Genomic DNA, 13348 nt, shown 5'->3' with positions numbered 1-13348 from the left:
GGTTGCACCCAACATGACTACTTCGGAAACCACAAAGATCTATGCCCTGCACGAGAATCCGGAATGGTTTCCGCCCTTTGCCCGGGCATTTGAGCAGGAGGGCCTGGAGTTCGAGGAGTGGCTCCTGACCGATGGGGTCCTCGACCTGGATTCGACCCCGCCGGAAGGTATCTTCTGGTCCAGGATCAGCGCGTCGGCACACACCCGGGAACACGGACTCTCCAAGGACTACGCCCGTTCGGTCCTGTCCTGGCTGGAGGCTCATGGCCGCCGGACAATCAACGGGCGGCGAGTCCTTGAGCTTGAGATGAGCAAGGTGGACCAACTGACTGCGTTGAAGGCGGCCGGCATCGACACACCCCGTACGGTTGCCGCCGTCGGGCGGGAGCACATTCTCGAAGCAGCAAAGAATTTCCCCACCCCGTTCATCACCAAGCACAATCAGGGCGGTAAGGGTCTCGGCGTCCGCAAGTTCGAAAGTCACAACGAACTGGCCGACTACGTGAGCTCGGACGAGTTCGAGGAACCGCAGGACGGCATCACGCTCATCCAGGAGTTCATTCAGGCAGCCGAGCCGATCATCACGCGCGTGGAAATCGTCGGCGGCGAGTTCATTTACGCGATCCAGGCGGACACCGCGCGCGGCGGCTTCCAACTCTGCCCGGCGGATTCCTGCGCCATCGATCCGAACACCGGCAAGCCGATCATGCCTCCCGGTGCCACGATCGAACCCGAGGAAGGTCAGCAGCTGTTCAGCCTGCGCCGCGGTTTCGACCACCCGATCATCGCGAAGTACCTGGACTTCGCCCGGCGGAACAGCATCGAGGTGTGCGGGATCGAGTTCATGGAGTCAGTTGATGGGCGCGTACTCACGTATGACGTCAACACGAACACGAACTACAACGCTCTGGTGGAAGCCGAAGCGCCACGTTCCGCGCCGGGCGCGCTCGCGAAATATCTCGGGGCTGTTGCAGCGAACCCGGCGCCGTCGTACGTGTAGCGGCGCTGCAGCTGCAGCGGTAGCCTCGAAAATGGAAGCCCTACCCCACACGGAAGGAGCAGAGGCGATGCCGAAGGTAACGAAGTCCGGGAAGGTCAAGACCGACGACCTGCCAAGCACCCTGCAGCGCTCGGACAAAAAGGCGCAGGAAACGTTCGCGAAGACCCTCGATTCCGCTGAGGAACAGTACGGGGACGGTGAGCGCGCACACCGGACCGCCTACAGCGCTCTGAAACACACGCATGAGAAGGTGGGCGACCACTGGGAGCAGAAGGACCATAAAGGTCCGTCCGACGACCAGGCGAAAGGCGGACGGGGAAGCGGCAAGCCGACTGCGGGCGGCGTGGATGCGAACGCCAGCAAGGAGCACCTGTACGACGTCGCCAAGAAGCTGGATGTTCCCGGCCGATCCACCATGAATAAGCAGGAACTGGTGGACGCAATCCAGAAAGCGAACGACAGGGAGAGCCGTAAAGCCCGTGAATCCGGGAGCTGAACGTATTACGCAACACAAACATTTCGTAATGGTTAAGAGCATAGGTTAGCCTTACTTTCGTATCCATCCCGACGGTCCGTTCATCGCCGTCACGAAAGTCAAGGAGCCCCCATGGCCCCCACACGCCTGCGCGGACTTGTCGCCGCGGCAGCGGTTGCGGTTCTGTCCCTCTCAGCTTGTTCTACGGGTCCGGCCGGAGGCGGTTCGGAAGCAGCCGGTGCGAACGAAGCCGGCTCCACGGAGGCGTTCCCCGTCACCATCGAGCACGCTTTCGGTGAGACTGTTCTCGCGGAGAAGCCCGAGCGCGTCGCGACCGTCTCCTGGGTCAACGCCGATGTTGCGCTCGCGCTCGGCGTAGTGCCCGTGGGTATGCCGCTGGATGAGTACGGTGGAAACGAGCAGGGATCCACGCCGTGGAAGGACGCGAAGCTTGAGGAGCTGGGGGCCGCCATCGGTTCAGACAACGCGCCGGCCCAGTACTCCGAGGCTGACGGGATAGCCTTCGACGAGATTGCTGCAACCAACCCGGACGTTATCCTCGCTGCTTATTCCGGCCTCACCGAGGAGGAGTACAACACCCTCAGCGAGATCGCGCCGGTGGTGGCCTACCCCGAGGTGGCCTACGGTACTGCCTGGCAGGAATCCACCGCGCTGGTCGGTGAGGCGCTCGGCCTGACCGCAGAGGCGGAGCAGCTTGTCGCTGATACCGAGGACAAGATCGCCGAAGCCGCCGCTGAGTACCCGGCGATCGAAGGAAAGTCCTTCATCTTCGGCAACCTCGAGCCCGCCAACGCCGAGGGCGTGAACGTCTACACGGCAAGCGACAACCGGCCGCGCTTCCTCACCCAGATCGGCATGGAGCTTGCTGACGTTGTCACCGAGAACACCAAGGGCGAGGAATTCTTCTTCCCCTGGTCCGCTGAGCGCGCCGATGAACTCGAGTCTGATGTATTCGTCACCTGGGTGCCGGACGACGCCACCAAAGAAGCCATCGGTGAAGATCCGCTCCTGAGCCAGATTCCCGCCGTCAAGTCCGGAGCCCTCGTTGCCGACGCCGACAACACCCTGACGCTCTCAATCTCCGCAGCCAGCCCGCTCTCCCTGGTCTGGGCGCTGGACAAGTGGCTCCCCATGCTGAACGAGGCGGCCGAAAAGGTCGACGCAGCGTAACCAGCCGGGGAGATCGACGGGCGTCGCCGTTGCCTTTGGTGGCGTGATGCACTGGAATGGTAAGGGCACTTGTTATCGACGCTCGGAGGCATCATGGAGAACCTGGAACTGGAACAACTGCAGGCCGCCACGGCATGGGACGTCAACGGGGAGAAGCTCGGAAACGTCACGCAGGTGCACCTTGACGGTGCAACTCGCCAACCCGCCTGGATCACGGTGGGGCTCGGGCTGCTGAATACGAGGGAAAACTTCGTTCCGCTCGCAGGGTCCCGGTTGGACGGTGACAACCTCTACGTTGCGGTATCGAAAGACACCATCAAGGACGCGCCGGATTTCACTGTGGAGGAAGGCCTCTCAGCCGACCAGGAAGCAACTCTCCGCGACTACTACCGCAACTAAGCGCACGCCCGATTGGGCAGACTGTGAGCGCACACAGTAAAGCGGCCGTCCCCCACGGGTCACGGCCGCTTTACTGTGTCCCTGGTGGCCTAGGTGAAAAGCCCGACGATGTACCCGACGAAGTACAGCAGGCCCAGCAGCACGAAGATGCCGATCAGTACCAGCCAGATTCGCGACGCGGCCTTGCCCGGCGCCCCTTCCTCGTGGCCCTGAGGTCCGGCCGTACTGGCCTCGCCGGGAGGTGTCTCACCCGGGGGGACGCCGCCGCCGGGTTCCAGCCCCGTAACCTTGTCCTGATCCGGATCGGGATTTGGCGCGCTCATATCTACTCCTGCTCAGCCGGTTCGGCGGACTTCGACGCCCGAGGCGTCCATGACATCGTGATATTTGCGCCGTGCTCCGTCTCGGCGACGAAGAGGTGGAGGTCCTCACCATAGAGGTTCTCGTTTTCGACGACGTCCCCCGCTTCGTGTGCCAGATCGACGAGGCGGCTGATCGCTACGGCCATTGCCCGACCCCAGTCATGCGGGTGCTTGCTGTCTGATTCCTCGGTAACTGAAAACTTCTTCTCTGCGCTGCCCATGGCTACTCCTCACTGCTCTCCTACGGGGACCGGGCTTCGTGCCGCGGGCGCCCGGTAATAAGCAAGCTTTGTAGTGATCCTCGTCCCACAGTAGCAGTCCGATCACCAGGAGTCTTTCCCTGCTCCCCGCACCGCTGCGCGTGCAGCGTGGCCGATGATCGCGCTGTAGGTGGGGTAGGCAAACTTCACACGGGCGAGCGTGGCAACGTCGGTGCCGGCTCCCATCGCGGTGGCAACGGCCTGGATGACCTCGACCGCATTCTCACCGACCGCGTGCGCGCCGAGGATCAATTCCCGGTGCCGGTCGGTGACCAGCTTCAGGAAACCCTGCTCCCGGTCATCAATGATGGGACGCTCCGCCGCGCCGTATGGGACCACGACGACGGCGCACTCCGGGTCGCGTTCCTTCGCCTGGGCTTCGGTAAGACCTACCCCGGCATAGTCCGGGTCGGTAAAACCGCCTTCAGGCAACAGATGGTGCGGCGTGGTGCGGTGTGCGCCAAGGACAGCGTTCTCCGCGGCTGTTTCCCCCTCAAACACTGCCGCCTGAACCAGCATGGATGTTCCGTTGGCATCACCGGCAACAAAGATGTGCGGGACATTGGAGCGCAGATAGTCATCCACGGGAATGGCGTTCCGCTCGGTGGCGACGCCGGCGGCATCCAGCCCGAGACCCTCGACATTCGCCGGCCACCCGGCAGCCATGACAACGGCTCCAACGCGGGCAGTTTGAGCACCGTCGGTTCCCCGCCAGCGAAGCTCAAGGCCGTCGTCGTGCTGGTCAATCCCGTCCACGCCGCTGATGCCGACCTCCACGCTTACCCCTCGCGAACGGAAGCCGTCGGTGACGGCGGTGGAGACGTCGTCGTCCTCCGTCGTGAGGATGCGTGGGGCTACATCGAGGAGGGTCACCCGTGACCCCAACGCGTCGAAGATTGTCGCAAGCTGGGCGCCGGTGTGGCCTCCACCGATGATGGCGACGGCGCTGGGAAGCTGCGGAAGGTCCAGCACTTCGTGGGGAAGCACGGCATGTTCTGCGCCCGGGATGGGAAGCCGCCGTGCACTTCCGCCGACGCACAGGATGATCGAGGCCGCGGTCACCGTACGGCCGTCAATCAGGAGCTCCCGCGGGCCTGTGAAGGATGCCTCGCCCTCCAGCAGCGTGATCTTCAGGCGCCGCATGGTTTCGTCGTACCCTTTGGCCTCCAGAACGCGGTCAACCGTGGAACGCACCCGCCGGACAAGTTGAGGCCAGTCAACCGCGGGTTCGTGCACCACGATCCCGTACTCGCGGGCCGTGCGCACTTCCCGATACAGCCGCGCAGTCTTTGCGAGCACCCGCGTGGGGACACACCCCGAATTCACGCAGGTGCCACCCAGCCGGGCACGTTCGACGACGCCGGTGCGCGCTCCCAGCTCCGCTGAGCGGGTTGCGGCGGCCATACCCGCCGGCCCCGCGCCGATCACCAGTACATCGAAGTCCATGGGGGCTCGCATGGTTCCCATCCTGCCCCATCGGACGGACGTTGTGTCAGGGTAGGGCTGTGCCAGGGCGCCAAGCGCTCAGGCGAAATAGACGCCGATCCGGTTGCCGTCGATTTCCTCCACGCGGATATCGATGTCGTACACCTCGCGGAGCAGGTGCGTATGCATGAGTTCGGCGGGAGTGCCGTGGTGCACCACCGCCCCATCCCGCATCGCGATGATGGCGTCCGAGTAGCAGGAGGCGAAGTTGATGTCATGGATGACCAGCACCACCGTCTTGCCGAGATCCTCAGCGGTGCGGCGCAGCAGACGCATCAGGTCGACGGAGTGCTTCATGTCGAGGTTGTTCAACGGCTCGTCAAGGAAAATGTAATCTGTGTCCTGGGCCAGCACCATGGCGATGAATGCCCGTTGCCGCTGCCCGCCGGAGAGCTCGTCCACGAAACGGTGGGCCATCGTGCCGAGGTCCAGGTAGTCCAGGGCGCGATCGATGTGAATGCGGTCCTGAGCAGTCGGCCTGCCCTGGTTGTGGGGGAACCGCCCGAATCCCACCAGGTCGCGCACCGTGAGCCGGACGGTGAGCTGGTTGTCCTGCCGCAGGATGGCCATCTTTCGTGCGAGAGTGTTGCTCGCCGTCGTGCTGACGTCCATGCCTTCAATCACCACCGAGCCGCTGTCCAGGGGAAGCAGCCTGCTCATCATCGACAGGAGGGTGGACTTCCCGGCTCCGTTGGGGCCGATGATCGAGGTGATGCCGCCCTGGCGGATCGTGGCCGTGACGGAGTCGACGACGGTCTCGGCGCCGTACGCCTTGGTTACGCCGGACAGTTGGATCATTTGATCGAACCTTTCAGGAGCAGGGCAATGAAGACGATTCCGCCGACGAACTCAATGACGATGCTCAGGGCCGTGTCGAACCCGAAGACCCGCTCGAGGACCAGTTGCCCACCGATCAGCGCGATGGCGCCGAGCAGCACGGCAAGCGCCAGGACGTACTTGTGCCGGAAGACCGCGGAAAGCTGGTACGCCAGTGAGGCCACGAGCAGGCCGAAGAAGGTTATGGGGCCAACCAGTGCGGTGGACACAGCCACGAGCACCGAGCAGATAAGCAGCACCCGGGTGACCGTGCGCTTGTGGTCCACGCCGAGGCTGAGGGCGGTTTCCCGGCCGAGGGCAAGCACGTCGAACTGGTTTCGTATCCGCCACCCCACGGCGCTGGCGGCAAGGATGGCCAGTGTGGAAACGCCCAGCAGGGACGGGTCCACGTTGGTGAAGCTGGCGAAGAACAGGTCCTGGAGCACCACGAATTCGCTGGGATCGATCAGCCGCTGCAGCAGGGAGGACATTCCCCGGAACAGGGTGCCGAAGATGATGCCGACCAGCAGGACGAGGTGCAGGGACTTCCCGCCGCCGATGAAAAGCCACCGGTAGAGCAGCCAGGAGAATCCGACCATCAGCAGGACTTCCAGGACGAAGCGCGTGCCTGCCCCCATGGTGAGGAGAGCCTGCGTGCCAATGGTAAAGGCCAGAAAGGTCTGCAGGAGGATGTACAGCGCGTCGAAGCCCATGATCGACGGCGTGAGGATCCTGTTGCCGGTGACCGTCTGGAAGAGCACGGTCGAAATTCCGACGGCGTAGGCCACCAGCAGCATGGCGGCTACCTTGTTGGCTCGCAATGGCAGCACGTAGGACAGATTGCCGGACAGGCCGATTGTCATGAAGACGACCACCAGTCCCGCCGTCAGGAGTCCCAGCACCAGGATCCAGGTGCGGGGACCCACGCTCCTGGTGGGCAGCCGTCGTCGTACGGTCAGCGCGGAAGGAAACGGGTTAGGCGGCACGGCGGCGGCTCCTCAGCAGGAGGTAGAGGAAGCCGGCGGCTCCGACGACGGACAGGACGGTACCGACGGGGATCTCGTAGGGAAAGCGGATCAGCCGGCCGACGATGTCGCAGAGCAGCACCAGCCCGGCTCCGGTCAGGGCCACCCAGGGCACTGATCGGCGCACGTTGTCGCCGATCAGCAGCGAGACGAGATTCGGCACCAGGAGGCCGAGGAACGGCAACGCGCCCACCGTAACAACGACGACGGCGCTGATCAGGGAGACGATTACGAGTCCCAGGGTCATCACGGCCCGGTAGTTCAGGCCCAGGTTGGTGGTGAACTCGCTTCCCATCCCGGCGACGGTGAACCGGTCGGCTGCGAGGTAGCCCACCACGGTGAGGGCTGCGACCAGCCAGAGGAACTCATACCGGCCGGCTATGACACCGGAGAAGTCACCGACCATCCAACTGTTGAGGCTCTGGAGGAGATCGAACCGGTAGGCGAAGAAGGTGGTGACGGCGCCGATGATGCCGCCGAGCATGATGCCAACCAGCGGAACGATCAGGGTATTGCGCAGGGGCACGCGCCGCAGTACAAGCAGGAAGAGGGCGGTCCCGGCGACGGCGAAGACCGCGGCCACCCCCATCTTCGCCAACAGCGGGGCGGCGGGGAGCAACACTGTCACTACGAGGATGCCGAGCATCGCCGACTCCACGGTACCTACCGTCGAGGGCTCCACGAACTTGTTGCGCGCCATCAGCTGCATGATGAGCCCGGCCACTCCGAGGGCCGTCCCGGTCAGGAGGATGGCGAGGGTCCGGGGAATACGGCTGATCAGCAGGATTCGCCCGGCGGCACCGTCATCCGAGTCGGAGAGCAGCGTTGCCGGCGAAACGTCGCTGACACCGATGAACAGGCTGACAACAGAAAGAACGACGACGGCGAGGGCTGCACCCAGCGCACCCAACGCTGGGAAGCGGCGGCGTGCCGTCGTCGTGGCCTGTGTAGGTGAGGGTGCTGTGATCACGGAGGGAGCCTTGCTGCCGGCCGTCCGGATGGGACGGCCGGCGGAGGAATCAGCTGGTCAGCGCGTCGCTGATCGAGCTGACCATGGCATCGACGTTGTTGAGCCCGTACCCGACGAGGTACCAGCTGGCGGCGTCGAGGTAGGTGATCTGGTCTTCGGTGCCGGCGGTGGTGCCGTTGACCAGTTCGTTGTCCAGCACGGCGGAGGCTGCGTCTCCGGACTCGCCGACCGCAGAGTCACGGTCAATCACGAACAGATGATCCGGGTTGGTTTCGGCAATGAACTCGAAGGAGATCGACTCGCCGTGGGAACCGTCCGCCTTCACCTCTGTGGCGGGCTCAACCCCCAGGACGTCATGGATCAGACCGAACCGGGAACCGGCGCCGTAGGCAGTGAGTTCCCCGCCGCTGGTCAGGACAATCAAGCCGGTTCCTGCTCCTTCTGCGGCGGCATGTACGTCCGAGATGGAGGAATCGATGGCGGACAGGCGCTCAGCTACCTGGTCCTCCTTCTGGAAGATGGCGCCGAGCGTGGTGCTCACTTCCTTGAAGCTGTCGATCGGCGCGGCCTGGTCGATGCTCAGGTCGATGGTGGGTGCAATCCGGCTCAGTTCCTCGTAGGAGCCGGCGGTGCGTCCCGAGATGATGATGAGGTCCGGGCCCCCTGCCGCGATGGCCTCGAAGTCAGGTTCCTTCATGGATCCGATCTTCGTGTAGTCATCCGAAGCGTATTCAGCGAGCGCTTCCGGGAAGGTCGCCTGCGGGACGCCGCCCGGCGTGATGCCCAGGCTGTCCATGCTGTCCAGCACGCCAAGGTCGAAGGTGTAGACGTTTTCCGGGTTGACGGGTACCTCCGTTTCGCCCTGCGCATGCTCCACTGTGACCGTGGCGGATGCTGCGTCAGCAGCCTGCTCGCTGCCGGCGTCGGCAGATCCGCCACAGGCGCTAAGAGCTAGGACTGACGCTGCCAGGGCGGCGATGGCGCCGGGCTTTCCGGGATTTTTCACGTGCGGGACTCCAAGGGTGAGACGGGATGGGAAACCGGCCGGCCCGGCATTAAGTAAGGTATGTCTTACCTAATTAGCCGACCAAATTCTGCCGACGTGAACTACATCACCTTGTGCTGTTGTGCGGTTTGTGCCACGCCTCGATTTCATGCCTCGGCTTAGGTCTCGATCTCAAGCCTCGATCTCAAGTGGAGGGGACGCCGGCGATCCTGTTCTCGCGGAAGGCATCGACAAAAAGCGAATGGTCGCTACGGACTTTGCCTGCGTAGTCCAGCGAGAATTCGATGAGGTCCTCAATGAACTCCTCCCGGCGCCCCTTGATGACCTGCGTGATGGCGCGCTCGGTCTGGAAGGCCACCAGGTCCTGGTCGCTGTCCTCGTCAGACGCGCAGTGCACTTTGGCAGTTGCCCGACCGAGATCCACGAGGACCGGTTCGATCTCGTTCGGTTCCGTCAGCATGTCCCACCGTAGGTCAGCCTTGTACGGGGAGAGTTCGTCCACCACGAAGCCGACCCCGTCCACCGTCGTGTAGCCGAGGAACTCATCGGTGTGCACCTGAAGCGCACGCTGGCTGATGACGGTGCGGTGCCCGTCATGTTCGAAGTACGAACGGACCCGCTCATCGGTGACGATCCGGCTCGGCGCGGCAACGTTGCCCTGCTTCATCGAGATGATGATGTCATTCTCGAGGGCCTCGTTGTACCCCTCGATGAGTACGTTGTAGGCGGGAAGACCCGCACTGCCGATGCCGAAGCCGGTACTTCCGACGATGTCCTTGACGTTGTAGAAGACCTCACGTCCTGACTTCTTGCCCTCGGGAATGGTGCCAAGGTACTGCTCGAATGCCGCTGCCACCATGTCATGTTCGGCTTTATCCAACTGCCGTGTCTTGGGATTGTTCTGGAAATGGCGTTCATGGTCTTCGACGTACGTCATCGAGTCCAGCAGATCGGTGCGGCGCGAGGCCCGGGCTGCCAGCAGTACGCCGTGAATGGTGCCGGACGTATTGCCCAGGTGAAGCGCGAAGTCGTCCTGGCCGACGTCGTCGTAATGATCGACCTGGTCGAGGTACGAGGACAGATAGGTGCGTGCCAGCGAGCGTACTGCCTCCTCGGGGAGTGCCTTCTGCCAGCACATCAGGGCGAGTGACGTTGTGAACCGGCGGAGGTCCCAGGAGAAGTGGCCGAGGTAGGCCTCATCGAAATCGTTGATATCGAACGTGAGATGGCCGGTGGCGCTCATGTAGGTGCCAAAGTTCTCCGCGTGGAGGTCGCCGTGAATCCACACCCTGCTGGTGTTGTCGTCCGCCCACCTGTCCTCTGTCTCCCGCATATCGGCATAGAACAGACACGCGCTGCCGCGGTAGAAGGCGAAGGGATCGGCGGCCATCTTGCGGAACTTCGTCCGGAAGCCGTGCGGATCCGCCTCCATCAGCGGTTTGAATGCCTCGACGAGTGTGTCGGCAATGAGCGACTCGCGAGCCTTGTTGTCTACCATTGCGTCAGTCTAGGGGCGGGCCCTGACAACGGGCAGGGCGTAAGCTCGACACATGACCACTACGGCGAGTCTTGACGCGCGCCCCCGGGTTCTACCGGTCCTGTCCGCAGCCCTGATTTCAGTGTCCGGGCTCCTCGTTTTTGCGATGGAGCAGCGACTGATCGGCTACCTGGTCGTGGCCGTTGCACTCACAACCGCCTACTTCTCAGGCAAGGCGCTTTTTCGGGACCTGTTGCTGCTGGCCATAGGGCTGGTCATCATCAGCGCGGTGCCCATCACGACGGACATCAGCTTCAGCCATATGGCAATCATGGGTACCGCCATGATTCTCGCTGTGGCCGTGCCGTACCTGCTGTCCCGGTTCGTCTTCAAGGATCATGCCATCCGCTTTCCGGTACTCACCGGCCAGAAGTGGAACCGGACGGAGCGCTGGTATCTGGTTGCCGTCGTCGTCATCGGGTACCTGCTCCTGCCGGTGTACATGATCCCCACCGGGGTCTACGAGAACTGGCCGGCGGCCTCGGATCCGGGAACCATCGCGCGGCTGTTCCTGGGCACGAACGTCCTTGGCATCTGGGACGAACTCTTCTTCATCTGCACCGCGTTCACCCTGCTGCGCCGCCACTTACCGGACTGGCAGGCGAATCTCCTCCAGGCGGTCCTGTTCACCTCGTTCCTGTGGGAGCTGGGTTTCCACGCCTGGGGGCCGGTTCTGATCTATCCATTCGCGCTGGTCCAGGCCTGGATCTTTTCCAAGACCAAGTCGCTGAGCTACATCGTGAGCGTGCACCTCCTGTTCGATTTCGTGCTCTTCCTGGTGCTGCTGCACGCCCATAACCGGGAATGGTTCGCGATCTTCCTCTATTAGCAGCGCCCCGGCCACCCTGACGCAGCGGACGTGAGGTGGGATACATTTGGCTTCGGCAGCCGACTGCGGGAGGAGTGATGAACGGAAGCATGTCTGGGTACCGTTTTGTCCTCACTCCGCAGGACGGCTATGTACGTGTGGAGTGGAACGAGGGCGTGACTGTCACAGAGCAGGATGCGCTGGACCTCATCCGGGCGCTGGAAGAAGTGAACCCGAGGCTGTGCGAACCGATGCTGGTGATCCTCAATGCGATGGTCTCGCTCGACGCTTCAGCCCTGTCGGCATTCGCCGGACGGCTCAACGTCAGCGCACTGGCGCTGGTCGGACCTTCGGCGGTGGACCGGGTGATCGCTACCTTTTTCAACGATGTTCATCGTCCGAGTTACCCCACACGCTACTTCCCGGAGCCGCACGCGGCACTTGATTGGCTGTTGACGCCGGGACGCAGTACTTCTGAACCGTAAAGCTGGGGGAAGCACCGAACAATGGAATATTCATCCGAGAATGCGCCACGTTTCGAACTGACGGACGAGGGCGATTTCCTCCGTTTGTGTTGGAACGCGGGGATCGTCATGGAGCTGGGCGACGTGCAGTCGAGTATTGCTGCAGTGGAGGCGATGTCGCCGTCGGGACAGCGCCCGCTGCTGGTGCACATTGATCGCGTCAACGGAATCAGCGCTGAAGCCCGGCAGCTCCTGCTGGAGGAGACCTGCTCCAGCCGGACAGCGGCCCTCGGCAAGGATGAAGTTGCCCGGGTTATGACCGCCTTCAACTACCGCGCCGCGACCCTGAGCGAGTTCTTCACCGATGAAGCGGCGGCGATTGCCTGGCTCACGCAGGATCAGGCGGACGCGCAGGACCGGACCGACGAGCAGGCCGGCTAGAGCGCGCCGAGCGCCTGCGCGATGGGCACTGAGGTCGCGGCAGCCCACGCCTGCGGCCGGCACGACGCGGGGTAGGGAATAGGCGGCCACACCTCGTGTGCCGGATGGCCCGAGAACAGCTCCGGTAAGCGCCAGTCAAAGCCTTCAGCGGCCCGGAGGAGCCCCCCTGCCAGGGCTGACGCTTCGCTGGTGAATCCATCCTTGAGCAACCCGCTGATGATCATCCCTGTGTCATGGGTCCACACCGAACCCGCGTGATACCGGGTTGGCCAAAAGCCCCCGTTGGTGGTGGACACTGTGCGGATGCCGTAGCCCGAAAACATGGTGGCGTCCATCAATCGGCCCGCAATTGTTCGTGCCTCGTCATCGCTGAGAATGCCTGTGCCCAGAAGATGCCCCATGTTGCTGGTGACGCCGTCCACTGCGCGCTTGGACGAATCCAGTGCAATGGCAGGATAGGGACCCAGTTCGTCGCTGCACCAGAAGGCACGTCGGAACCGATCCTTCAGCTCGGCTGCGTAGCGCCGCCACGAATTTCCCCCCGGACGGCCGAACGCATCGAGCAGGGCGGCGCCTCCGAGCGCTGCCTCGTACGCATAGCCCTGGACTTCTGCGAGCGCAATCGGCCCGTCAGCGAGCGAACCATCATGCCACCGGATGGAATCACCGGAGTCTTTCCAGCCCTGATTCGCGAGCCCGTGACCGCTCTCGTCCTGGTACTCGAGGAACCCGTCGCCGTCGGAATCACCGTGGTCGCGTAGCCACGACAGCGCCGCTTCCAACTGGTCCAGCAAGGCCTCGACCTGACTCTCAGGCAGACCCGCCCGCCAGGCGTCGTGGAGCAGGCAGATCCACAGGGGAGTGGCGTCGATCGTGCCGAAGTAGACGGGCGGAAGTGAAACGCCGGCGCCGCCCTCGGTGAAGGACAGGGTGCCCCGGCGCACCTCGTGCAGGATCTTCCCCGGTTGCTCAGCAGTTTCGGGGTCGATTGAGCCGCCCTGCCGCGCGGCCAGAGCGCGGAGCGTGCTTCCCGCCAGGGAGGTGTCGATGGGCAGGAGCAGGCGTGCGGAGATGAGTGAATCCCGTCCGAACATCGTGAAGAACCAGGG

Annotated in this window: 16 protein-coding genes; 7 read left to right on the top strand and 9 right to left on the bottom strand. The window is 63.4% G+C overall.

The genetic code is table 11. The annotated features are described in order from the left end of the window. The first annotated feature begins 13 nt into the window (after positions 1 to 13). From RIF85_RS11220 to RIF85_RS11205, 4 genes are all read left to right on the top strand, one after another. Positions 14 to 1000 carry an alpha-L-glutamate ligase gene (locus RIF85_RS11220; protein WP_309071989.1) on the top strand — a complete coding sequence of 329 codons (987 nt, stop codon included), beginning with the start codon at positions 14 to 16 and terminating at the stop codon, positions 998 to 1000. A 67-nt stretch (positions 1001 to 1067) separates the two neighbouring features. Next, the gene (locus RIF85_RS11215; protein ID WP_309071988.1) at positions 1068 to 1496 is read left to right on the top strand and encodes a ChaB family protein; all 429 of its coding nucleotides are present in this window, start codon (positions 1068 to 1070) and stop codon (positions 1494 to 1496) included. Between the two features lie 111 nt (positions 1497 to 1607). Further along, positions 1608 to 2666: an iron-siderophore ABC transporter substrate-binding protein gene (locus RIF85_RS11210; protein WP_309071987.1), complete on the top strand. Its 1059-nt coding sequence runs from the start codon at positions 1608 to 1610 to the stop codon at positions 2664 to 2666. 93 nt (positions 2667 to 2759) lie between these two features. Beyond that, entirely contained in the window at positions 2760 to 3065 is a 306-nt protein-coding gene (locus RIF85_RS11205) for a PRC-barrel domain-containing protein (RefSeq protein WP_309071986.1), read from the top strand. 89 nt (positions 3066 to 3154) lie between these two features. On the opposite strand, the gene RIF85_RS11200 is transcribed toward RIF85_RS11205, so the two are convergent. From RIF85_RS11200 to RIF85_RS11165, 8 genes are all read right to left on the bottom strand, one after another. After that, on the bottom strand, positions 3155 to 3388 hold the full coding sequence (locus RIF85_RS11200; RefSeq protein WP_309071985.1) for a DUF6480 family protein: 234 nt from the start codon (positions 3386 to 3388) through the stop codon (positions 3155 to 3157). 2 nt (positions 3389 to 3390) lie between these two features. After that, positions 3391 to 3648 carry a hypothetical protein gene (locus RIF85_RS11195; protein ID WP_309071984.1) on the bottom strand — a complete coding sequence of 86 codons (258 nt, stop codon included), beginning with the start codon at positions 3646 to 3648 and terminating at the stop codon, positions 3391 to 3393. A gap of 102 nt (positions 3649 to 3750) precedes the next feature. Next, positions 3751 to 5145, bottom strand: a complete 1395-nt coding sequence (locus RIF85_RS11190; protein ID WP_309071983.1) for an NAD(P)/FAD-dependent oxidoreductase — start codon at positions 5143 to 5145, stop codon at positions 3751 to 3753. Between the two features lie 66 nt (positions 5146 to 5211). Then, positions 5212 to 5970 carry an ABC transporter ATP-binding protein gene (locus RIF85_RS11185; RefSeq protein WP_309071982.1) on the bottom strand — a complete coding sequence of 253 codons (759 nt, stop codon included), beginning with the start codon at positions 5968 to 5970 and terminating at the stop codon, positions 5212 to 5214. Then, positions 5967 to 6974 carry an iron chelate uptake ABC transporter family permease subunit gene (locus tag RIF85_RS11180; RefSeq protein WP_309071981.1) on the bottom strand — a complete coding sequence of 336 codons (1008 nt, stop codon included), beginning with the start codon at positions 6972 to 6974 and terminating at the stop codon, positions 5967 to 5969. Before RIF85_RS11180 ends, RIF85_RS11185 begins: the two co-directional genes overlap by 4 nt. Next, positions 6964 to 7983: an ABC transporter permease gene (locus RIF85_RS11175; RefSeq protein WP_309071980.1), complete on the bottom strand. Its 1020-nt coding sequence runs from the start codon at positions 7981 to 7983 to the stop codon at positions 6964 to 6966. The genes RIF85_RS11180 and RIF85_RS11175 overlap by 11 nt, the downstream gene beginning before the upstream one ends. Positions 7984 to 8032: 49 nt before the next feature. After that, on the bottom strand, positions 8033 to 8989 hold the full coding sequence (locus RIF85_RS11170; protein ID WP_309071979.1) for a siderophore ABC transporter substrate-binding protein: 957 nt from the start codon (positions 8987 to 8989) through the stop codon (positions 8033 to 8035). 184 nt (positions 8990 to 9173) lie between these two features. Further along, positions 9174 to 10487, bottom strand: coding sequence for a DUF2252 domain-containing protein (locus tag RIF85_RS11165; RefSeq protein WP_309071978.1), 1314 nt, complete (start codon positions 10485 to 10487; stop codon positions 9174 to 9176). Between the two features lie 52 nt (positions 10488 to 10539). Between RIF85_RS11165 and RIF85_RS11160 the strand changes: the two genes are divergently transcribed. The 3 genes from RIF85_RS11160 (at position 10540) to RIF85_RS11150 (ending at position 12239) form a co-directional block, all read left to right on the top strand. Continuing rightward, positions 10540 to 11355: a type II CAAX prenyl endopeptidase Rce1 family protein gene (locus tag RIF85_RS11160; RefSeq protein WP_309071977.1), complete on the top strand. Its 816-nt coding sequence runs from the start codon at positions 10540 to 10542 to the stop codon at positions 11353 to 11355. An 89-nt stretch (positions 11356 to 11444) separates the two neighbouring features. Beyond that, a complete protein-coding gene (locus tag RIF85_RS11155) occupies positions 11445 to 11819 on the top strand; it encodes a hypothetical protein (RefSeq protein ID WP_309071976.1) in 375 nt (124 codons plus the stop codon). 21 nt (positions 11820 to 11840) lie between these two features. Further along, positions 11841 to 12239: a hypothetical protein gene (locus RIF85_RS11150; RefSeq protein ID WP_309071975.1), complete on the top strand. Its 399-nt coding sequence runs from the start codon at positions 11841 to 11843 to the stop codon at positions 12237 to 12239. Here the strand turns inward: RIF85_RS11150 and RIF85_RS11145 are convergent. Continuing rightward, positions 12236 to 13348: amylo-alpha-1,6-glucosidase (locus tag RIF85_RS11145; protein WP_375164841.1), on the bottom strand; the 1113-nt coding region annotated here is incomplete at its 5' end. The genes RIF85_RS11150 and RIF85_RS11145 overlap by 4 nt on opposite strands.

This window comes from Arthrobacter sp. (assembly GCF_031179385.1).
Classification (GTDB): domain Bacteria; phylum Actinomycetota; class Actinomycetes; order Actinomycetales; family Micrococcaceae; genus Arthrobacter_D.
This window is presented reverse-complemented; position numbering and strand designations above follow the sequence as displayed.

Bases quoted from the DNA above. Each gene is read 5' to 3' on its own strand.
- RIF85_RS11195 (WP_309071984.1), bottom strand. From the start codon at position 3,648: ATGGGCAGCGCAGAGAAGAAGTTTTCAGTTACCGAGGAATCAGACAGC.
- RIF85_RS11200 (WP_309071985.1), bottom strand. From the start codon at position 3,388: ATGAGCGCGCCAAATCCCGATCCGGATCAGGACAAGGTTACGGGGCTG.
- RIF85_RS11210 (WP_309071987.1), top strand. From the start codon at position 1,608: ATGGCCCCCACACGCCTGCGCGGACTTGTCGCCGCGGCAGCGGTTGCG.
- RIF85_RS11190 (WP_309071983.1), bottom strand. From the start codon at position 5,145: ATGCGAGCCCCCATGGACTTCGATGTACTGGTGATCGGCGCGGGGCCG.
- RIF85_RS11155 (WP_309071976.1), top strand. From the start codon at position 11,445: ATGTCTGGGTACCGTTTTGTCCTCACTCCGCAGGACGGCTATGTACGT.
- RIF85_RS11220 (WP_309071989.1), top strand. From the start codon at position 14: ATGACTACTTCGGAAACCACAAAGATCTATGCCCTGCACGAGAATCCG.
- RIF85_RS11165 (WP_309071978.1), bottom strand. From the start codon at position 10,487: ATGGTAGACAACAAGGCTCGCGAGTCGCTCATTGCCGACACACTCGTC.
- RIF85_RS11160 (WP_309071977.1), top strand. From the start codon at position 10,540: ATGACCACTACGGCGAGTCTTGACGCGCGCCCCCGGGTTCTACCGGTC.
- RIF85_RS11185 (WP_309071982.1), bottom strand. From the start codon at position 5,970: ATGATCCAACTGTCCGGCGTAACCAAGGCGTACGGCGCCGAGACCGTC.
- RIF85_RS11150 (WP_309071975.1), top strand. From the start codon at position 11,841: ATGGAATATTCATCCGAGAATGCGCCACGTTTCGAACTGACGGACGAG.
- RIF85_RS11215 (WP_309071988.1), top strand. From the start codon at position 1,068: ATGCCGAAGGTAACGAAGTCCGGGAAGGTCAAGACCGACGACCTGCCA.
- RIF85_RS11205 (WP_309071986.1), top strand. From the start codon at position 2,760: ATGGAGAACCTGGAACTGGAACAACTGCAGGCCGCCACGGCATGGGAC.